The 21,494-nt window shown below is 34.7% G+C and carries 20 protein-coding genes and 2 pseudogenes; 14 read left to right on the forward strand and 8 right to left on the reverse strand.

What is annotated here, in order from left to right; all coding sequences use genetic code 11:
• The first annotated feature begins 2 nt into the window (after window positions 1-2).
• The 4 genes from mutL (at window position 3) to MHH71_RS24975 (ending at window position 6,815) form a co-directional block, all read left to right on the forward strand.
• Window positions 3-1,934, forward strand: a complete 1,932-nt coding sequence (gene mutL / locus MHH71_RS24960; protein ID WP_006095672.1) for a DNA mismatch repair endonuclease MutL — start codon at window positions 3-5, stop codon at window positions 1,932-1,934.
• 785 nt (window positions 1,935-2,719) lie between these two features.
• Entirely contained in the window at window positions 2,720-5,335 is a 2,616-nt protein-coding gene (ppsA, locus tag MHH71_RS24965; RefSeq protein WP_033799053.1) for a phosphoenolpyruvate synthase, read from the forward strand.
• A gap of 645 nt (window positions 5,336-5,980) precedes the next feature.
• Window positions 5,981-6,172: a DUF5105 domain-containing protein gene (locus MHH71_RS24970; protein WP_006095674.1), complete on the forward strand. Its 192-nt coding sequence runs from the start codon at window positions 5,981-5,983 to the stop codon at window positions 6,170-6,172.
• A gap of 391 nt (window positions 6,173-6,563) precedes the next feature.
• The gene (locus tag MHH71_RS24975; protein WP_003203088.1) at window positions 6,564-6,815 is read left to right on the forward strand and encodes a SunI/YnzG family protein; all 252 of its coding nucleotides are present in this window, start codon (window positions 6,564-6,566) and stop codon (window positions 6,813-6,815) included.
• Between the two features lie 248 nt (window positions 6,816-7,063).
• Here the strand turns inward: MHH71_RS24975 and MHH71_RS24980 are convergent, their stop codons facing one another.
• Window positions 7,064-7,261 carry an aspartyl-phosphate phosphatase Spo0E family protein gene (locus MHH71_RS24980; protein ID WP_006095675.1) on the reverse strand — a complete coding sequence of 66 codons (198 nt, stop codon included), beginning with the start codon at window positions 7,259-7,261 and terminating at the stop codon, window positions 7,064-7,066.
• A 293-nt stretch (window positions 7,262-7,554) separates the two neighbouring features.
• Here MHH71_RS24980 and MHH71_RS24985 point away from each other — a divergent pair.
• Window positions 7,555-7,752 (forward strand): annotated as a pseudogene (locus MHH71_RS24985) (IS6 family transposase); the annotation flags it as partial.
• A 51-nt stretch (window positions 7,753-7,803) separates the two neighbouring features.
• Here MHH71_RS24985 and MHH71_RS24990 read toward each other — a convergent pair.
• Together MHH71_RS24990 and MHH71_RS24995 are read right to left on the reverse strand one after the other, a co-directional pair.
• Window positions 7,804-8,361 (reverse strand): annotated as a pseudogene (locus tag MHH71_RS24990) (transposase); the annotation flags it as partial.
• 210 nt (window positions 8,362-8,571) lie between these two features.
• Window positions 8,572-9,477: a DMT family transporter gene (locus MHH71_RS24995; RefSeq protein ID WP_006095678.1), complete on the reverse strand. Its 906-nt coding sequence runs from the start codon at window positions 9,475-9,477 to the stop codon at window positions 8,572-8,574.
• Window positions 9,478-9,587: 110 nt separating this feature from the next.
• Between MHH71_RS24995 and pdxR the strand changes: the two genes are divergently transcribed.
• On the forward strand, window positions 9,588-10,979 hold the full coding sequence (gene pdxR / locus MHH71_RS25000; RefSeq protein ID WP_029427436.1) for a MocR-like pyridoxine biosynthesis transcription factor PdxR: 1,392 nt from the start codon (window positions 9,588-9,590) through the stop codon (window positions 10,977-10,979).
• 106 nt (window positions 10,980-11,085) lie between these two features.
• Here the strand turns inward: pdxR and MHH71_RS25005 are convergent, their stop codons facing one another.
• The 3 genes from MHH71_RS25005 to MHH71_RS25015 all read right to left on the reverse strand — a co-directional run bounded on the left by MHH71_RS25005 (window position 11,086) and on the right by MHH71_RS25015 (window position 11,992).
• A complete protein-coding gene (locus tag MHH71_RS25005) occupies window positions 11,086-11,238 on the reverse strand; it encodes a hypothetical protein (protein ID WP_167535681.1) in 153 nt (50 codons plus the stop codon).
• Window positions 11,239-11,285: 47 nt separating this feature from the next.
• A complete protein-coding gene (locus MHH71_RS25010) occupies window positions 11,286-11,387 on the reverse strand; it encodes a YjcZ family sporulation protein (protein ID WP_018764670.1) in 102 nt (33 codons plus the stop codon).
• 284 nt (window positions 11,388-11,671) lie between these two features.
• Window positions 11,672-11,992 carry a DUF4352 domain-containing protein gene (locus tag MHH71_RS25015; protein ID WP_078211768.1) on the reverse strand — a complete coding sequence of 107 codons (321 nt, stop codon included), beginning with the start codon at window positions 11,990-11,992 and terminating at the stop codon, window positions 11,672-11,674.
• Window positions 11,993-12,129: 137 nt separating this feature from the next.
• Between MHH71_RS25015 and MHH71_RS25020 the strand changes: the two genes are divergently transcribed.
• From MHH71_RS25020 to MHH71_RS25030, 3 genes are all read left to right on the forward strand, one after another.
• Window positions 12,130-12,855: a metallophosphoesterase family protein gene (locus MHH71_RS25020; protein ID WP_033799054.1), complete on the forward strand. Its 726-nt coding sequence runs from the start codon at window positions 12,130-12,132 to the stop codon at window positions 12,853-12,855.
• 1,218 nt (window positions 12,856-14,073) lie between these two features.
• Window positions 14,074-14,583 (forward strand): GNAT family N-acetyltransferase, encoded by a 510-nt coding sequence (locus MHH71_RS25025; RefSeq protein WP_006095682.1) that lies wholly within the window; start codon window positions 14,074-14,076, stop codon window positions 14,581-14,583.
• Window positions 14,579-14,740, forward strand: a complete 162-nt coding sequence (locus MHH71_RS25030) for an IS3 family transposase (RefSeq protein ID WP_371391662.1) — start codon at window positions 14,579-14,581, stop codon at window positions 14,738-14,740. Before MHH71_RS25025 ends, MHH71_RS25030 begins: the two co-directional genes overlap by 5 nt.
• Before the next feature lie 174 nt (window positions 14,741-14,914).
• On the opposite strand, the gene MHH71_RS25035 is transcribed toward MHH71_RS25030, so the two are convergent.
• Both MHH71_RS25035 and MHH71_RS25040 read right to left on the reverse strand, forming a co-directional pair.
• Window positions 14,915-15,844 (reverse strand): GNAT family N-acetyltransferase, encoded by a 930-nt coding sequence (locus MHH71_RS25035; protein ID WP_006095683.1) that lies wholly within the window; start codon window positions 15,842-15,844, stop codon window positions 14,915-14,917.
• Window positions 15,845-16,291: 447 nt separating this feature from the next.
• Window positions 16,292-16,711, reverse strand: a complete 420-nt coding sequence (locus tag MHH71_RS25040) for a GNAT family N-acetyltransferase (RefSeq protein ID WP_006095684.1) — start codon at window positions 16,709-16,711, stop codon at window positions 16,292-16,294.
• Between the two features lie 297 nt (window positions 16,712-17,008).
• On the opposite strand from MHH71_RS25040, the gene MHH71_RS25045 reads away from it, so the two are divergent.
• From MHH71_RS25045 to MHH71_RS25065, 5 genes are all read left to right on the forward strand, one after another.
• The gene (locus MHH71_RS25045; RefSeq protein WP_018782267.1) at window positions 17,009-17,311 is read left to right on the forward strand and encodes a PadR family transcriptional regulator; all 303 of its coding nucleotides are present in this window, start codon (window positions 17,009-17,011) and stop codon (window positions 17,309-17,311) included.
• A gap of 4 nt (window positions 17,312-17,315) precedes the next feature.
• The gene (locus MHH71_RS25050; protein ID WP_006095685.1) at window positions 17,316-17,918 is read left to right on the forward strand and encodes a DUF2812 domain-containing protein; all 603 of its coding nucleotides are present in this window, start codon (window positions 17,316-17,318) and stop codon (window positions 17,916-17,918) included.
• Window positions 17,919-18,231: 313 nt separating this feature from the next.
• Window positions 18,232-19,224, forward strand: a complete 993-nt coding sequence (locus tag MHH71_RS25055) for a glucan-binding protein (RefSeq protein ID WP_006095686.1) — start codon at window positions 18,232-18,234, stop codon at window positions 19,222-19,224.
• Between the two features lie 459 nt (window positions 19,225-19,683).
• Window positions 19,684-20,091: a PAS domain-containing protein gene (locus tag MHH71_RS25060; protein WP_006095687.1), complete on the forward strand. Its 408-nt coding sequence runs from the start codon at window positions 19,684-19,686 to the stop codon at window positions 20,089-20,091.
• 62 nt (window positions 20,092-20,153) lie between these two features.
• Window positions 20,154-21,434 (forward strand): L-cysteine desulfidase family protein, encoded by a 1,281-nt coding sequence (locus tag MHH71_RS25065; RefSeq protein ID WP_018764660.1) that lies wholly within the window; start codon window positions 20,154-20,156, stop codon window positions 21,432-21,434.
• Window positions 21,435-21,494: the final 60 nt, after the last annotated feature.

The raw sequence follows: 21,494 nt of genomic DNA on the forward strand, positions 1-21,494 counted from the left end.
AGATGGGGAAAATTCGCAAACTCGATGATCAACTCTCTAACTTAATTGCCGCAGGGGAAGTAGTCGAACGACCTGCTTCAGTTGTAAAAGAACTTGTCGAAAATTCCATCGATGCGAATAGTACATCTATTGAAATCCACTTAGAAGAAGCTGGATTATCAAAAATTCGCATCATTGATAATGGAGATGGCATTGCTGAAGAAGATTGTATTGTTGCTTTTGAGCGGCATGCAACAAGTAAAATTAAAGATGAAAATGATTTATTTCGCATCCGCACGCTCGGTTTCCGTGGTGAGGCATTGCCAAGTATCGCATCTGTTAGTGAATTAGAGTTAGTCACAAGTACAGGAGATGCACCAGGTACACATCTTATTATTAAGGGCGGAGACATTATAATGCAGGAAAAAACAGCGAGCCGTAAAGGGACAGATATTACGGTTCAAAATCTGTTTTTTAACACGCCAGCACGCCTTAAATATATGAAAACAATTCATACAGAGCTTGGGAATATTACAGACATTGTATATCGCATTGCTATGTCCCATCCAGAAGTATCTTTGAAATTGTTTCATAATGAGAAAAAACTGCTACACACTTCGGGGAATGGTGATGTGAGGCAAGTACTTGCTGCAATTTACAGCATTCAAGTTGCGAAAAAACTCATTCCGATTGAAGTGGAATCATTGGACTTTACCATTCGTGGATATGTAACGTTACCTGAAGTAACGAGAGCATCTCGTAATTACATATCTACGATTGTAAATGGCCGTTACGTTCGAAACTATGTCTTGATGAAAGCAATTCAGCAAGGGTATCACACATTACTTCCAGTGGGACGTTATCCAATCGGTTTTGTATCAATCGAGATGGATCCAATGTTAGTTGACGTGAACGTTCATCCAGCGAAATTAGAAGTGCGTTTTAGTAAAGAGCAGGAATTACTGCAATTGATTGAAAAAACATTGCAGGACGCGTTTAAAAAAATACAGCTCATTCCGGATGCTGGTGTTACATCAAAGAAAAAAGAAAAAGATGAAAGTGTACAAGAGCAATTTCATTTTGAACATACAAAACCGAAAGAAGTACCACTGCCAAATATCGTCTTACCGACTGGAATGGATGAGAAACAAGAAGAAATCCAAGCCAAACCACAAAACAAAAATTTACTTTGGCAACCACCGAAGCAGGAATGGCAGCCACCAGAATCTTTAGTAAAAGAAGAAAATGGTTGGCAACTTTCTAAATCAATGATTGGAAAATCTGTCCAAGACGGGAATGGATGGGATAACAGCGAGGAAGATTTTGAATTAGAAGAAGTAGCAGAAATCCAAGAAATCGAAATGAATGGAAACGACTTACCACCGCTTTATCCAATCGGGCAAATGCATGGAACCTATATTTTCGCCCAAAATGATAAAGGTTTATATATGATTGACCAGCATGCAGCGCAAGAGCGAATCAATTATGAATATTTCCGTGATAAAGTAGGACAAGTAACGAAAGAAGTACAAGAATTGCTCGTACCATATCGTATTGATTTATCTCTCACTGAATTCTTACGTGTCGAAGAGCAATTAGAGGAATTGAAAAAGGTAGGATTATTCTTAGAACAATTTGGTCATCAATCCTTTATCGTTCGTTCGCATCCAACGTGGTTCCCAAAAGGACAGGAAATAGAAATCATCGATGAAATGATGCAGCAAGTTGTCAAACTAAAAAAAGTCGATATAAAAAAACTGCGTGAAGAAGCAGCTATTATGATGAGCTGTAAAGCATCGATCAAAGCAAATCAATATTTAACGAACGATCAAATATTTGCTTTGCTAGAAGAACTGCGTACAACAACAAATCCTTACACATGTCCGCATGGTAGACCTATACTTGTGCATCATTCGACGTATGAACTGGAGAAGATGTTTAAGCGGGTGATGTAGGAGAGTTGTCCAACGGGAAAAAAGTTCGCTAATGGGAAATGAAAATTGTTTGTACTGTTTAAAGTTAGTATAAAGAATGAAAAATACCACTGAATTAATGAGTTTTTGTGTTAATATACTGAAAAAATAATAATGCACGAAAAGAATTTTTTAATAGGCAAAAAAAGCATGACAATTTTATGTCATGCTTTTTGTTAATTATCCATGTATATATTAACTCAACTTGCATATTTTCTTTGGGCAGGCAGTTTACTTCTTCTTCTCCTTGGGACATAAAAATCAATTAGGTTTTTATTCAATTATAGGGCGCTTTAATGGGGTAACGAAAAAAGCCCAATTTCTTAATATTAATACTAAGAAATTGGGCTTTTTAATATTGGAATTTCTTAACGTTGTAAATCCGTATTTTCCTGACGCTACACTAAATGATTTGATATTTGGATATCATTTTTTGTAAGTCATTTGTCTTGTAAAATGGGGTTTTTCTTCCTTTGAATTTGCAACAATTATGATCGTGTAAATACATTGATAAAAATGAGAAACTGTGGTAAATTTATATAGATACATCAGCGGTGGGTTTTTGTGTAAATTATCCCTATTTTAATTATACATCATAAAATCCTTTTCAGTCAACCCCTATTTTTATTTTTTTAAAGGAGTGTTTGATATGAACATGGAACTTCGCGAGGAGCAAGAACGAGTGGACAGCGTAATTGGTTGATCAGATGAACAATTTTTGTCATATGATTCGTCTTAGTATTGAGCGATAAATGGGAGGGAAAGAAATGAAACCATATGTACTAGAGTTTCGTGAGATCGATAAAACGAGACAAATGGTGGTCGGTGGCAAAGGGATGAATTTGGGCGAATGTTCGAGGATTGAAGGAATACTTGTACCAGAGGGATTTTGTGTTACCACTGAGGCATATAAAAGAGTCATTGGGAAAAATGAGGAGCTTCATCAATTACTGGATCAACTAGCAGTTCAAAAAGTGGACGAACGAGAAAGAATTAGTGAAATTAGCAGGAAGATTCGTGAGCTGATTGAGGGGATCGAGATCGAGAAGGGGATCGAAGAAGATATCGATCGATGTCTCTTAACTTTTGGCTTCGAGCATGCATATGCTGTTCGTTCAAGTGCTACAGCCGAGGATCTTCCATTTGCCTCCTTTGCTGGTCAACAGGACACCTATTTAAATATCATCGGAAAAGATGAAATATTGCGATATATCAGTAAATGTTGGGCTTCCCTATTTACTGATCGCGCAATAATTTACCGAATCCAAAACGGATTTGATCACAGCCAAGTTTATCTATCCGTTATCATTCAACGGATGATTTTCCCACAGGCTTCAGGAATTTTATTTACTGCTGATCCGATTACTTCCAATCGAAAGCTACTATCGATCGATGCTAGCTTTGGACTAGGAGAGGCTCTTGTCTCCGGCTTGGTATCTGCGGATTGCTATAAGGTGCAAGAAGATAAAATCGTCGATAAGATGATAGCAACCAAAAAATTGGCCATCTATGGACTAAAAGAAGGCGGAACAGAGACACAGCAGATCGATCCTGATCGGCAAAAGACGCAAACACTTACTGAACATCAAATTTTACAGCTCGCACGCATAGGCAGAGAGATTGAAGCTTATTTTGGTTGCCCACAAGATATCGAATGGTGTTTGGTTGATGATACATTTTATATTGTCCAGAGTCGTCCAATCACTACTTTATACCCCATCCCTGAAGCAAATGATCAGGAAAATCACGTTTATGTATCTGTCGGTCACCAACAAATGATGACCGACCCCATGAAACCATTGGGATTATCTTTATTCCAGTTAACATCTTTTGGACCCAGGTTTAAAGCTGGTGGAAGGTTATTTGTTGATATCACACATAATCTGGCTTCGCCTGTCAGCAGAAAAACGATAATAGATACCTTGGGACAATCAGATCCGCTCATAAAAGACGCACTCATGACTATAATAGAGCGAGAAGATTTTATAAAATCGTCACCAGATGGTAAAAAAGTACCGAGTCCCAGTAAAAGCAATAAAGGTATATCGTCTTCGGGTTTTCAAGCACAAATCGAAAACGATCCGACAATCGTTTCTGATTTGATTAAGAGTAGTCAAACATCGATAGAAGAGTTAAAACAAAACATCCAATCGAAATCAGGATCAGATTTATTTGATTTTATTCTAGAAGATATCCAGAAATTAAAGAAGATTTTATTTGACCCACAAAGTTTGGGTGTGATTATGGCTGCTATGGATGCTTCAACATGGATCAATGAAAAAATGAACAAGTGGTTAGGTGAGAAAAACGTAGCAGACACGCTTTCTCTATCTGTACCAAACAATATTACTTCGGAAATGGGTCTGGCGCTATTAGATGTCGCAGATGTGATTCGTCCTTATCCGGAAGTAATCAATTATTTACAACATGTAAAAGATGATAACTTTTTGGATGAACTGGTTAAGTTTGATGGTGGGCAGGAAACCCAAGGTACTATCTATGATTATCTCAGCAAATACGGAATGCGATGTACCAGAGAAATCGATATTACTAAAACTCGTTGGAGTGAAAAACCAACTACACTTATCCCCATGATTCTTAGTAATATCAAAAACTTTGAGCCTAATGCTAGCAATCAGAAATTTGAGCAAGGGCGACAGGCAGCTTTGAAAAAAGAACAAGAGTTATTAGATCGATTGAAGCAATTACCGGATGGTGAACAAAAAGTCAAAGAAACAAAACGAATGATCGACCTAATCCGGAATTTCATCGGTTATCGGGAATATCCAAAGTACGGCATGGTTAATCGATACTTCGTTTATAAGCAGGCTTTACTGAAAGAAGCCGAACAACTCGTACAAGCCAACGTTATTCATGAAAAAGAAGATATATACTATCTCACTTTTGAAGAACTTCACGAAGTCGTACGCACAAATAAACTAGATTACCAGATCATCAGCAAACGAAAAGACGAGTACAAATTATATGAAAAACTAACTCCCCCACGTGTTATCACGTCTGATGGTGAAATTATTGCGGGTGAATACAAACGAGAAAATCTCCCAGCCGAAGCTATTGTAGGTCTACCGGTTTCTTCCGGAGTTATAGAGGGCAGAGCACGCGTCATCTTAAAAATGGAAGATGCAGATTTAGAAGATGGAGATATACTGGTTACAACCTTCACCGATCCTAGCTGGACACCATTGTTTGTATCCATAAAAGGACTTGTCACCGAAGTTGGCGGACTGATGACCCATGGAGCAGTCATCGCACGTGAATATGGCTTACCTGCCGTTGTCGGTGTTGAAAATGCCACCAAGCTGATAAAAGATGGGCAACGAATTCGAGTAAATGGAACAGAAGGTTATATAGAAATACTATAATCCATTACATTTAAATCATAAAAGAAGAGCATTCGAATTAGGAGAATCATTGACATCATGGTGCTTTGCGGTCTATGGTAAGAACCCTGTCACTAGGACATATAAGGGGACAGTAACTGAAGATCGATATTAATGTCTGTTAAGATTATCTTGAAATCGAGTCTTCTGTTAAAGAGCGCTATTGTTGAATAAGAAAGGACATTACATATTAGTCATATAAAATATGTAATGTCCTTTAATTTATCTATCTTTTTTTATTTTAGGTCTTGATAAAAGATCTTTCAAAATGGTTTCTTTTTGTGTATTGCATAGGGATTTAGTAGGGTCATTTTAATTAAACTTTATTCCAGTGCTATAGATAACGGCGCACCTTGAAATAAAATAGGGTTTGATGTTTTTGTGGTTTTTACATTTTAATAATTGTATATAAATAAAATATGCTATAGAACACCGAGATATAATGGTGTCATATTACTGTAATTCATAATTTATACAGAAAAGAGTTGAAGTAGAATATGTTATATTCCAAAAATTTAGTAGGTATGAGTTTGATAGTATCACTTACAATAGGTGGGCTTCTATGATAAAGATATAGACAAAATGAGTAAATTAACAGGTGAAGATGGAAAATAATTTAATGAAGCGATGGCGGAAAAGGTTAGAAAAGCAGTCCTATATAATTATGAGGGCGTATCTAGTATTACAGAAGAATCAGTAGATAACTATTTTAAAAATTTTAAAGAAGTAATACGGCAAAAAGTGAAATTTGAAACGAATGTTGTATATATAGATGGAGAGGGTATAAAGGATCTCCCAAGGATTTTATGGAAACCATAATATATTATTAAACTCTTTATAAAAAAGATACTATTAATTCGATATACAGGTTTACTCAGGTGATTTTTGAATTTCCTGTATTGTAAAATGAAGGTTTACGAGTTGTTTTTGATCAAAGTTTATTTCAAAGCTACACTAAAAAGGTATGGTGGTTGTGTCCAAAGTGTACTTGAGTTTCGAAAACGTTGCAACAGAACCCTTTTTTCTATGGTCTAAAACATTTTTTTGAGACACCAGGGGTAATAATCCCTGGTTTTTTAATTAACAAATAGGAATCTTGGTGCTTTGTTTAAGAATAAAAAATTGTAGCTGTTTTTATAACTTTTTGATATAATTTCGTTACATTCATTTATAATGAAATTTAAATTTAATAGGTAGGTAATAGAGTTATATGCAAGATATTAAGGTAACAAAGACACATGAACAATTAACAATTGAATGGCAAACTGCAGAAATTAATATTCTGTTAGAGGATATTGTTGAGATTATTGAAGATAATGACTATGTTCCTGAAAAGAAAAAGTTAGTAAAGATAGGAACACAAAGTGGTGAATCAGATTGTATATTAATTAGAACTACAACTTTAGATTATGCATTATTTACACTTAATAAGATTTCATTTTTAAATAAAATTAGATTGTGAGCATCTCGTGAACTACTCACCTGCTATGCTAACGCTTAGAGAATGAACAAAAAAGAGCGGTTTCCGCTTCTTTTTTTGCTATTAGTTATGTTAATTTTTAACGAATGCAGTTCTTATTTAATGCTTGTACCTACACCTCAACCGAACCAGTTAAAAGGATCTAGAAATATATTTATTTTATAAATATTTCATGAAAAAAGTTCTGTATAGATTGATATATAAATATAAGAGGTGAAATTATAGAATTTTTATTTTTTACATGTATTACTGTTTGCTTTTGGAATAATGTCACGTATTTCACTTTGTTTCATCATATGAATAATTAATTTATCTAGATCTTGGCTAAATTTTAGCACCCTAGGATGACAAAAACCATAGTGTTTAACAAGCTCAATTAATTCTTCTTTTCTTTTTTCAATTAAATAATGTAACTTTCTCATCTCCATATTCTTGCATAAACTCCTCTATCCCCATAATATTCCTTAGAAAATTATAGACTAATTTCTTGAATAAGGAAATAGCATAATTAAACATATTAAAACATTTTTATGAACTTTTAAAGGAAAGAGTTTGAAACCTAACCTTTTAACTATAATTTGTAAAAAGAGAAAATATTGTTGGTTTGAAACATAGTTAAATTATTTGTAAAAAAGTTTCACCAAATGGCTACCAAGGGTTCTGTTGCAAAGTTTTCTAAATGAGACTACACTCTAGAAAAAAAGAGTAAGGAGAAACACAGATGCGATATTTTAAAGGAAAACAGTTCAAGAAAGATATTATTTTGGTAGCCGCCCTGTACTACTGTCGTTTTTCTTTAAGTTATCGTGATGTCTCTGAAATTTTAAAAGAACGTGGAATCTCAGTTCACCCAACAACTATCATGCGCTGGGTTCATGAATACGGAAACCTTATCTATCAAATTTGGTCGAAAGAAAATTGAGATTGATAATAGATTTATATCCGTATATCAAGAATGGAAACAGCGTAAGTCAACCATTCCTACAAAAGCATTGGATATTTCACATGTTTGTCCTGGTTGAAGAGAGTTCATTAAAACCTCCATATCTATCTGGATATACTCTGTACCTTTCTTGATTCTGCCATCTTGAAAATAATCAGGGTTAGGATTTTTTTGATAAATACGTGTATTCGATTTGATACCTGAGATATAATAAGCCTTTTTATCTTGTATATGTTGAAGATCTTTCAAGTGAAAATAACCTAAATCCCGGATGCATAAATCTCCTGGGCATAAAGTATCTAAACAATCTGTACCAAAGGTTTTATCATTATTTTCACCTGGATCCATTTGAAAATTGAGGAATTTTCCACTATGTAAATCATACTCTAGCTGAATTTTAATACCGGCTGTTTGTGCACATCCTCCTGAACTAGGATAAATAGCAGCCAAATCTCGTGCGCCATACTTACTCTTTCGTTTTACAAAACCTGTCTCTTGTGCAAGTTGTTGAAGAATATGTGGAGATAGATATCGCTGTAATTCTTTAGCGAACAAATAAAACTCATCTTGAATCGATAGATTCATACAAAAACGCCATCCTTTCTGTATATTTCTACAAAAAGAATAACGCTTTCTATGAATTATGGATACAAATTCCTCTTAGGTTGATAGTAATGTATGGTGACCCCTATAGTCTATATTCCATTTGTTTAAGTGTTCATGCATTCTTGGTCAACAACCTGAGAACCAAATAAATGAGCTCTATATTCAAGTTCACAATAGACTTATTCCTTCTTAATTAGCTCTTTTTAGAGGTAATTTCGCATTTTGCTTCCGAGTTCCAAGCCCTAATGCGATGGCAGCACCAATACAGCTAGAAAAGCAACCAGCAAACAAATACAATGATGGATCTGACTCACCGATTAAAACGGAAGCTATTCCTCCAATTACCGGGAAAAGTGCAACCATATAGCCACTTTGAGCTCCTCCAATTTTTTCTACAAGCTTCAAATAGAATAACCATGCTACAAATGAAGCAACCAGGGTTAAATATAGCAACACAGATAAGTATGAAAATGATGTTGGAAATATAAATTCTTGTCCTTGAAATAATACAATTACTCCCATCAATATACTGCCCACTGTAAATCCAATGGCATTTGCATAGATAGGATTCACCTTGTGACTTGCATTTCGTGCCGAGCTGGCATCACCTACTGCTGTAAGAAGCGTACCTAAGATCGCAACCATAATTCCTTTTATGTCATTGGACCCTTGAAAGTTGTTCAAATTCGGATAGATGAGAATACATACGCCTAATACACCCAAAATCCCCCCAAACAAAACGCGTGAATGTAACTTTTCTTTTAAAAAAATCCGGAGAGTAATCGGGGTCAAAATCACCTTTAATGAAAAAATCAATGTTACGATTGCTGCAGAACTCAAAATTGTGGCGTAATAAAGGCATAAGTAGCTTAATGCAAAGTTACATACACCAAAAACTATTACAAATGGGATATCTTTTCTTGTTGGCCTCCCTCTTGGTCGAAGGGACCAAACAAGAATCAAAAATAAAAAGGCTGTCATAACTAAACGATAAGTTAAGGATAATTCCAAGCTGACAGGAGTTCCTTGAATTTTTACTGCAATAAAGTTGAGTCCCCATACAATCAAACAAAATATGTACATAAATATTGTCATAAGTTATCTCCCAGATCAAAATTTTTTCTAAATTCATTATTCATTTATACTGTCATTTCTAAAAGGTACAGTTTACAATAAACACAAATGACAGATGAGGTATTTCAATGATGAATGAACTAATATTTAATATCAATCGAGAAAGTAACACTCCTATGTACCAACAAGTTTATCAATACATACGTACCCAGATTTTATCTGGTAAATTAGAAAGGAATACAAAGTTGCCATCGATTAGACAACTTGCTCTCCAATTAGAGGTCAGCAGAAACACAACTCAGGTAGCCTATGAACAATTGCAATCGGAAGGATATATTCGAAGTGAGAACAAAAAGGGATTTTTTGTAGAGGCCACTATATCGGATGAGACGCTTAATTATGAACCCATTAGAGAACAGCATCATGAAAAAAATCAAACTGACATGAAAACTATTGACTTTAAGATTGGGACAGTGGATCAAGAGAACTTCCCTTTGAAAAAATGGAGAATGCTTACAAACAAAATCGTTAAAGACTCTAGCATGTTTTCATACGGAGAAAAACAAGGCGATATTAAATTAAGAAAGGTACTAGCAGATTACTTGTTTCAATCAAGAGGGGTTAATACTTCTGCTGAACAGATTATTATTGGCAGTAGCACACAACACTTGTTATTACTTTTGTCGCTGTTGCTAAAGCAAGACTATCATTATCTGGCAGTAGAAGACCCTGGCTATGATGTGGCAAGGGAACTATTTGCTCTTCAGTCATTTATCATTGATCCGATTCCGGTAAAAGAACAAGGCATCCAAGTCGATCGCCTTTTAAAGTCGCCTTCTAGACTTTTATATGTCACTCCTACTCACCACTTTCCATATGGAGTGACTATCCCCGTCAATGAAAGATTAAAGTTAATTCAATGGGCAAAAAGGGTGGAAGGATATATTATTGAGGATGATTACGATAGTGAATTTCGATACATCCATCAACCTGTACCGTCTCTTCAAAGTTTAGATTCTAATGATAGGGTGGTTTATTTAGGAACTTTTTCAAAAGCACTGCTACCTTCTATCCGTGTCAGTTATATGGTTTTACCTAGGAGGCTAGTAAGTGAATATAAAAAGATACTCCCTTTACTTGAGCAAACATCCTCATCTATTCATCAGCGAACACTGGCGACCTTTATGGATGAAGGATATTGGTACTCACACTTAAGGAAGATGAAAGCGTTGTATAAACGTAAAATGAATCTATTGAATAGGGAATTACTAAAACACTTTAAGAATTATGTTGAAATAAAAGGTGGTAGCTCCGGAATTTTCGTTATTATTGAAGTTAAAACAAAAATGAGTGAAAAAATGCTAATTGAAAGGGCATATGAATACGGAATTGCAGTTTATCCTTGCTCGAAATATTTCTCGAAATGTATACCACGATATCCACATATTCAACTTGGATTGGGTAATTTATGTGAAGAAAAGATAATAAAAGGAGTATCTCAACTAGCAAAAATTTGGTTGTAATCTTGATTTTTTCCCTAAAAAAGTTTTTTCGTTTTTCCTATTAGCGGTAGCACCACATCGCTATCAAGCTAAGAAAATACAACTACCCCCAGAACGAGATTTTGTGCTAATTCGTAATAAAAAAGCTCATTTTTTCGTTTTGGGGTGGATTTGTTTTCTTAAGTTGATGGGCATGGGGCGGTACGCCATTATGATGAAGTTGTTCATCCAACTGAACAGTTTGCTCTTTCCCCTGCGCATTGTGTGGGGATTTTTTCATAAAGAAAAGACACTCCAATGAGTGCCTTTTCTTTACTAGTAAGTAAATCAGCAAAAGCAGCTAGCTCCAACTATGATTAATAATATAAAGAGCACAACGACTAAGGCGAATCCACCACCAAAACTACTGCAACTACCTCCAAAGCCCATAACAGTTCCTCCTTTTAGATAAGAGGGGAGAACATTGGGTCATTCTTGTGTTTTAACGGGTTTACATTATTTTATGTTTTATAATGATGAATGAGCAGGTCCTTTAAGAAATAAAGAAAAGACACCATAAGGTGCCTTTCTCCGACTTGAACCACTTTAATTTTAATAATATGTATTGGACTCCCATCCAATTACCATTTTACCATATTTATCTACATTTACTTTTGAGAAATATGATTCAAATCAGTATTTCATTCAAAAAACACTTTTTCGAGTTCTTTTGACTATTCAACTTTTAAATCAATCTCTTTATCCAACATATCACCATTAAATTGTAAAACTAATCCTTTAGCATATTTCGGTACATCGAATACAATTTTTCCTGACGAACTTGAATCTGGATTAAGAGTATCAAATTTAAATGTAGCATTATTCACAGCTTTAAGTGCTAATTGAGCTTCAGTAGAACTGTAATATTCTCTTCCTAGATCATCAATTAATTTAAAGTTTTTGCTATTTAGTGTAATAGGCTCCTTTTGACGATTCATAACGTAGACTTCTAAAGCTTTAAATATGCCCTGTGCTTTTACATCTCCATTACCTATAACATTTAGTGTCGGCTTTTTTTAATTAATGTACAATAATAGTATGAATATTCATTCTATATAAGGTAAGGACAGAATTCTTTTCATATTTATGATGAAATAAAAGTGAAACTATAAATTCTGAAGGGGTGATTGGTATGAAAATTGCAATAATGGCTGATATTCATGGAAATAAAGATGCCTTACAAGCTGTACTAACAGATATTAATAACCGAGGGATTCAATCTATTTATAATTTGGGGGATAGCTTATATGGTCCTTTATTTCCACTGGAAACCTATGATCTTTTAATGAACCAAAATATTCAAAGTATTAAAGGGAATTGCGATCGAATTTTATTAGAGCCTAATACGTCTAATTTAACAGTTCAATATGTACAGAATTTATTAGAGGATGAGCATAAAACGTGGATTTCTAATTTGCCTAATTTCTTACAAACCGATGATTTCTATTTTTGTCATGGAACACCGACAAGTGATGAAATATATTTGTTAGAGGAAATGAACTCTAGTGGATCAGTACTTAAAAAGACAGAAGATATTATGAAATTAGTAAGCGGTATTCCACAAAGGCTTATTTTTTGTGCACATACACATATATCAAGAGTCATTTATCTTCCAAATGATAAAATAATTATTAATCCAGGAAGTGTTGGGCTACCCGCCTATGAAGATGAATTACCAATCTATCATAAAATGGAATCAGGTTCACCATTTGCTAATTATACAATTGTTACAAAACAAGAAAATGATTGGATGATAGAGCAATTACATATTCCTTATAATCAAGATGGAGCAATTAACAAAAGTGAAATAAACGGTCGCTTAGATTGGGCTAGAGCAGTGAAAACAGGAAGAATTTAAAAATAAGAGAACTTTAGCAGAAGATGTGACATGTCGACTTAAAACAAAGTTGTACTGTTTATAAAAAAGTCATGCCATTTTGAAGAAAGTTAAACCGTTTATAAAAAAGATGTACCAAAATTAACTACACTCTGTTATTTCACTAAAGGTGCAGGATAGTTGTGCGAAATGTTTCTAGCTTAAATGGAGAATGGTCACATTACTTTGGTAAAGGCTAGACCGTTTCATCTTGATAAAACGGAAGGATTATATCGAAGAGTCAAATGATAGGATAACGCCTTGAAAGGCTCTCTCTGCGTCGAATAGCACGACATTGAGTAAGAAGTTTCGTGTTATAAGCTCGGCAAATAGGCGTGAGAATTTACCGTAACAGTATCGGCTGACGAAAACCTTACCCGAGGGGGCGGTGTAAATTATGATGCTTGAGTTGAACAAATATGGTGAGAATGCAATGCACCTTACAATAAGAAATGGGGTTTCTGACGAACTTTCGAATGTACGGGTCTAGACCTGCAATACATAGAAATGTGTATCTCACCTTGTGTGAAGTTAGTAGTGGATGAGTAAAACTAGCTAATATGAAAATCTATGATACGTTACAGGCGTATGAAGATTAACAGGCTCACAGGAAGCACCTACGTTTGTTCTATAATAGATATAATTCAACGTTGTAAGCTGATAACGTGGAGGGCTTACTCCCTTTGAATCGTTGAGTTGGAAAGCATTTGTGAGATTAGCGAATGTATAACTTCTCTTTATATCAGTGAAAGTGGTGGCACAGTATCGATGAAATGTCCAATCCACATGAAGGGATAGCCACTAGACTAATGAAGGATTATTTGTTCATGCAAGGCAAATCTTTATCGATTAATAAGGTTTTTGTGAGACTAATAGAGGTTCACCTTTTGCGAAAGGCACCGACTTATTAATACGGAAGAATTGAGGCTCTGAAGATACACAGTATCAGAAGTGTCAATGAGCAAATAAATTTGGATTAGTTGGGGCGCCGTATGTGATGAAAGTTGCACGTACGGTGCTAACGGGGGGAAAGGGAGCGATAACTTCAAACTCTTACCTATTCGTATGAATAAAAAAATAATATTGAAAATTGGTTATAGGGAGGAGAAATATCCGAATGGTTATTTTATGAAATTAGATAGGCAACACAGATACACCTAATTTTTATTAAGCTGCTAATTTAAAATAGAGGTGATTGTCTTGGATATTGATGTAAAAATTGAACAATTATTTTTAATTGAAGAACATCTTAATGAGCTTTCAGAACTTTTAATAAAGGTCGTAGAAGATGGGGCTTCGATTGGATTTTTACCACCAATGGGAAAAGTAGATGCAGAGAAGTACTGGGAAACCGTTCTTAGCCCCGAAGTGATTTTATTTGTTGCTAAATCAAACAATCAAATTGTTGGAAGTGTACAGTTACAATTATCGACGAAGCAGAATGGAAGCCATAGAGCTGAAATCGCAAAATTAATGACACACCCCAATTATCGACGTAATGGTATTGGTCGTTTACTTATGCAAAGGGCTGAAGAAATAGCAAAACAGAAGGATAGGTCATTATTAGTTCTTGATACAAGAGAAGGAGACCCTTCCAATAAACTATATACTTCATTAGGTTATATTCAAGCTGGGCGGATTCCTAACTATGCGAAATCTGAGAATGGTGAATTAGCTGCTACCATCTTCTACTATAAAAATAACAATTAATCTTCTTAAAACAGAGTTCGTTCGTGATCGTCATTTCGCAAGTTTAGAAGAATTGATTTTAGAATTGAACGACTACGTAAACTGGTTTAACAATGTTAGAATCCAGGGCACACTAGGCTATTTGAGCCCTGTTCAGTACAGGCAGGAACACCTTTAAAAAATTGTCTAGTTTCGTGTTGACATACCAACCTAAATTCTGAGAATCCTTGAAAAATAAAGGAGCTTACATATTAGACATATCTAATATGTAAGCTCCTTTGATTTAGAGGTCATCATTCAAAAATGAATCCATTATTTAAAAGAGCCAATTTTGAAGGGAAGCACTGATTGTTTACTTTTTATTCACATGATAGTATAGTTCGAGAAGGTCTTCCACAGGAATGTTATTTATTTTCATACCCGTTATATCACTCTGCTGTATTTCCACGTTCCTAAGGTTACTATTATTTATTTTACTACCTTTAAGGTCACACCTTTCAAATGTGATTGGATTACCTTCATTTCCAAGACTTGTATCAACGAAACGAACCCCATCTAAAGTCACCAAAGCCATTTCACTATTAGAAAAATTTAGATCGGCAAACAATGTATTTCTAAAATTTATATTGTGGAACTTTGAATGACTAAGATTACAATTATTAATGTGGCTGCTCATCAAGTTACTATTGCTAAAAGAACTACCCTCTAAAGTTACTTGATAACACTCCGTTTTAGCCATACTACAGTTTTCATATTGAGTACCTGAAATGTCCTCATTTTCAACTGATTTTTCTATCCCTAATGGGATTTCTATTCTCTTTATATAACAATATTCATCTTCGGTTTTAAAGGTTGCTTGATATCCCATTTTTTCATAAAAGTAGTGATTGTTTAGCTGTCTACTAGATGTTTCAAGATCCCAGGCTCGCACATTCGGAAACTCTTTTTCTATCAAATCTATGACCTTTGAGCCTATGCCTTTACCTTGAGAGTCAGGGTCTACAAAAATACGGTCTATTCTTCCGAAAGATTTACCGGAAATCGTGACAATAATTCCACCCACAATTGTTTTGTTGTATATAACCTTGAAGTAATTTAACTCCTTAATCATATACTTAGTCATTTCAATTGAAGAGTACCCTGGTGGCTGAATATTATAGTCAATTATATTCTCTTGATTTGGAAGCCATTTTTTTGCTTCTTCATCAAAAGTTCTTTTCTTAATTTCTGTTAACTTTTCAGCATCCGTAATAGATGCTTTCTCGATCCTTATCGTTGACATTTAGACGTCCCCTTTAAACTTAGCGTTGGGTACCTTTAACCCTTATATTACCATATCTGAACTGGTTTAATTTTTCAACTGGGCTACTTCAATAGTTTAAGAAGCTATACTAAACTAGCCCCTAAGAGTGAGTTATATATGCTTATAAATATCTGCGTAAGCAGCCTTTAATTGCTTACGTAATTGCTTGTTCCCACCTTCCAACTTCTTGAGACGGCGTTGTAGCTGCATAATAAACGAACTAGACTAAATATGTAAGCTACTGTTTATATTTCTAACATCTATAAAAAGAGAGGATATTCGTCTCTATATTGAACGAACAATCCTCTCTTCATAATACTCTAATTAACGTACAATTTTCCCGAAATGATATAGTGACCCCTGCTAGAAGAATAATGGCTTTTATGTTGATTAATGTTTTCTTCTAAAATTTTAAATTTATTATGTCTATTTTTTTGAAATTACAGTAAACATCCCCGTCATGTTGGGTGAGTAATCTTTAAAATCATATTTTTCATAGAATGATTTTTTACCTTGTGATGCAAACAAACCAATAAACGCTTTATCTGGGGCATTCCGATTTAAGTATTCAACCCAAATATTCATTATTTCCTTTCCAATACCATTCTTTTGATAATCTGGATGAACCACTATATCTTGAATATAGAAATAGATAGCCCCATCGCCAACAATTCTCCCCATACCCACAATTTGATCATTATCATTGACTGTGATGCAGTGAATAGAATTTTGAAGTGATGTTTCCACCACTTCAAAATTCATATAATTAGTCCATCCCACAGAGTCACACAAATATTTGTATTCTTCCAATGTTGGAATGTTATTTTTAATCTCATATTTCTTCAAAATGTATCCTCCAAGACTTCAATTTCACCAAATAAAGTATATTCGACACAGTTTTATCTAATCCTCTTACTTACCAACTTAACCTGCCCCGTTAGGTTTTCCGCTTAACGTTGTAAATCCGCATAAACCTGACGCTACCCCATTCTGTAATTAAGAATTCTAGTTATAACATACACTTAGTGAAATCAGTGTATGTTTTTTGTGTAGTTCAACTATTCAGTTGAAATGTATATGAACTGTATATAATAATTATTAAGTTAAACTGTATAGTTGGACTTAATACTAGGAGGTGAATGAATGAAGCATAGATTACTGCCGTTATCCGAAACGATGCATTATATCTTATTAGCGTTACGAGAGCCGTTACATGGCTATGCAATTATGCAAAAAATAGAACGAATGAGTCAAGGGAATGTAATTTTAGCAGCTGGCACTCTTTATGGTGCAATCGAAAATTTGAGTAAACAAGGTTGGATCGAACCGGTAACAGGTGAAACAGGAAGACGTAAAATATACCAGATTACACATACTGGAGAAGAAATTTTAGGAATCGAAAAAAGAAGGTTGCAACATGTATTATCACTCTATGAAATGAGGTAGTTCGATGAAGAAATTTAAGTTATTTACAAATGTTTTAAACGAACAATTTTGGTTAAACGATATGCTTGCTCAAGGCTATACATGTACCAGTGTCAATCCGTTTGGGGTATATACATTTAAAAAAACAAATATCAAAAAAGTAATGCGCCTTGACTATCAAGATTATATGAGCAAGGAAAAATACGATGAATACGTTGCAATACATGAAGACTTTGGCTGGGAGCATGTTTATGGTAGTCGCTTCGGTAGCATGTACTATTGGCAAAAGGAAGAGGATGGGCGTGATGAAATGTTCTCTGATCAAACGTCTCGAGTCGCTTTTTACAAGCGATTATCGAACTATTCGTTTACGTGTGCGATGATGTCTTTTATGTACACAATTGTGTTATTTAACGGTCCGTCATTTATTCGTTTATTCAATCCTAAAGTGAGCTATTTAACAGAGGGATTATGGGAAAAGGAAGGGACAGCGTTTTGGAGTACTTTTTTATTTGAAACTCCATTTGCTATGCTTCGCTTTTTATCACCTTGGATTTTTATCATTGCATTCCTTTTCTTCTTGTATTCCTATTCACAATATAATAAGAAAAAGAAAGAATTAACTTAAGTTGAAACATATGAATGTTACATAAGGAAGCGTTTATGCAATATCCGGTTTCTGAAATGTTTTTTAACCCAGGCATCACCAAAAGTGTATTGTCCACTTTTAGTGATGCTTTTTCATCTGTACATTTAGAATAAGTTTAAAAACAATGTAACAAAAAAATGAATAAAATTAATATCTAATATATTTTATTTCGACTAGATAAAAAATATTTCATTTTTGTTACAAAAAATATTGATTATATTTAAATATCATAATATAGTTCTGTTTATGGAAATGAAGACTAAAATTATTCATTATTTGGAGGATATGGAAAATGAAGAAAGCTATTTTACCAGTTTTAATGTCTGCAATGCTTGTAGTTCCTGCGGTATCACATGCTGAAAAACAAGATAATGTGAAACAGACCACTGCAAAGGCAGAACAGACAATGCAAAAAAGTGGTTGGGTAAAAGAGGGAGATACATGGTATTTCTATGATCAAAAAGGTATGAAGAAAATAGGTTGGCTACAAGATGGAGGAAAATGGTATTATTTTGATGCAAGCGGAAAAATGCAAACGGGTCCTATTGAAGATGGAAATAATAGATTTTACTTATTAGAAGCAGACGGTGCACTGCATACTAATGAAGGATGGGTTCAATATGAAGGAGGTTGGTATTACGTTCTCCAAGGCGGAAATCTACACACAGGTCATCTTAAATATAATGGTAAGACATATTTTTTAAGTGGATATAGTAATGGGAGAATGCAAACAGGTTGGATAGGAGAATACCGCACTGCTAGCTATTATTTTGAAGATGGATCCATGGCAACTGGGTGGAATTTAATTAAGAATGAGTGGTACTACTTTAATAACGAGGGTATTAGCTATAATGGCTGGTTAAGCTATAACGGAAGCTGGTATTACTTTGTTGCTGGAAAGATGCAAACAGGCTGGGTACAAGATAAAGATAATTGGTACTATCTAAATGAAGATGGCACGATGAAAACTGGCTGGATACAAGATAAAGGGAATTGGTATTACTTAGATGAAGATGGACGGATGTCTTTAAAGTTAAAAACTATTAATGAAAAGACATATTACTTTGGTTATGAAGGGGTTATGTCTACAGGATGGATAAGTTTTGGTAAATCCGATGCTGATGCAGTATGGCGTTATTTCATAGAAGATGGTTCTATGGCTACGGATTGGAGAAAAATTGAAGGTAACTGGTATTACTTTGATAACTATGGATATATGGCTACTGGATGGAAGAATATCAATGGAAAATGGTATCAATTTGCCGATAATGGCGTTATGATATAACAAAAGGCCTTTTAAATTGAATATATGACACCAGATATCTATTTTAAGATATTTCTATAATGAGAAAAGACACCTGAGAGGGTGTCTTTTTAGGTGTTATCCCTTCTTATTAATCTAGAAGGAATAATGTTTTTAACAATAATGGGTAGTAAATCTTCTTAAGTTGATGGATGTGGCGAGACCCCTTTATAAATAAAATTTGGATATAAACGTTGAATTTTAAAATTAACCCCTTTGTTTTATATTTATTTTCCAGAGTGCCCCTCATTCCTTGAATCGTTTCAGTACCCCTTAAAGGCTTGCTTGCAATGCGAATATCTAGGGAAAGAAAAAAATATTAAAAGGGTTCGTTTTTTTGTGTGAGCGCTTACATATTGTGATACTATTAGATTGTGATAATGAATTATAATGATAGTTTATTATTACAATTTAATACAGGAAGTATAGGAGTAATGAAGGATGAAGAACGAAACATTATTACAGCAATACTATCCGTTCGTTACATTTCTATCGAAGGTAATGGGAAGAAATTGTGAAGTCGTATTGCACGATTTATCAAGGCCGGAAAGCTCTGTCATTGCTATTGAGAACGGGCATATAACTGGTCGTAAGATCGGGGACGCACCTACAAACTTAGTGTTAAAGGTACTTCAAGAAAAAACATATTTAACGCGTGATTTTATCGCTAATTACAAAGCAGTAAATAAGGATGGAAAGGTCTTTCGCTCCTCTAGCTTTTTCATTAAGAATGATAAGAAAGAGTTAGTGGGGATTCTATGTGTAAATGCTGATGTGGCGAAAATGTTAAAAACATCTGAGCCAACTATATACCGTTATTTACAGAAGATTAAAGATGAAAACAATTAATTTTTGTGAAAACTTATTCATCATTTCACATGATGGGTGGTTGAAAGATAGGGGGGCAATTTGTGAACAAGAATAGTATATTACGTGTGTTAGAGAAAGAATTAGTCGTTGCTTTAGGGTGTACAGAGCCAGTGTCGATTGCGTTAGCCGCAGCTACTGCAAGAGATTATATGAAGGGCGACATACAGTCAATTGAAGTACTTGCAAGTACAAATGTCATTAAAAATGCAATGGCGGTTGGTATACCAGGAATGAAGGCTACTGGAATTGACTTTGTTGCTGCTTTAGGGGTGTTAGCAGGAGATAGCAAAAAAGATTTAGAAGTGTTAGCCGGAATCTCAGAAGAAGATGAAGAACAAGCAATCTCTTTAGTAGAAGCGGGGAAAGTGTCTGTAGAATTAGCAGATACGTCTAAAAAGCTATACATTGAAGTGAAGTTTACGACAGACGAGGGATATGCAAGGGCTATTATTCAGGATAATCACACATTTATCGCATTAGTAGAAGCGAATGGGGAGCTTGTTTATAAGAATGGATGCGGAAATACACACTTTGCCACTTCTGAAGAAGAACGTGATGAACTAACGATTCCAGAAATATATGAATTTGTTACGACTGTAGATGTAAAGGAATTGGTACTTGTAAAAAAGAGTATTGAACTGAATCGTAATGTGGCATTAGATGGTTTGTCGAATGAATATGGCTTACAAGTTGGAAAAACATTAAAGGCAAATGTATTGAAAGGAATTTTATCAGATGATTTAACAACTCATGCGATGGCATTAGCAGCTGCTGGTTCAGATGCACGTATGGCCGGTTCGACAATGCCAGTAATGGCTAACTCAGGAAGTGGTAATCAAGGGATTGCCGTAACGATGCCTGTGGTAGCCGCAGGTGAGAAATTAAATGCTTCGGAAGAAGAGCTAATTCGTGCTGTTACGTTAAGTCATTTATTAGCGATTTACATTAAAAATCAGTTTGGACGTTTGTCTGCACTTTGTGGTGTAACAGTTGCTGGTGCAAGTGCATCGGCTGCTATTACGTATTTATTAGGTGGAGATATTGAAAAGATAAAGTATGCAATCCAAAATACACTTGGAAATGTGACAGGGATGATTTGTGACGGAGCAAAAGCAGGATGTGCGATGAAGGTAGCAACTTGTTCAAGTGCAGCTGTACAATCTGCACTGCTAGCCTCACAAGGAATGTGTATCTCTGCTACAGATGGATTTATCGAAGCAGATGTTGATAAAACAATTGAGAACTTTTGCCGATTAGGAAATGAAGGTTCATCGAATATGGATAAGATCATGCTAGAGATGATGATTAATAAAAGAAAATAGTAGTGATGTATCACTGTGGATGTTATTAATAATCAGTAGAGTCCATGTACATCCTACTGA

The organism is Bacillus sp. FSL H8-0534 (assembly GCF_038005885.1).
Lineage (GTDB): Bacteria > Bacillota > Bacilli > Bacillales > Bacillaceae_G > Bacillus_A > Bacillus_A pseudomycoides.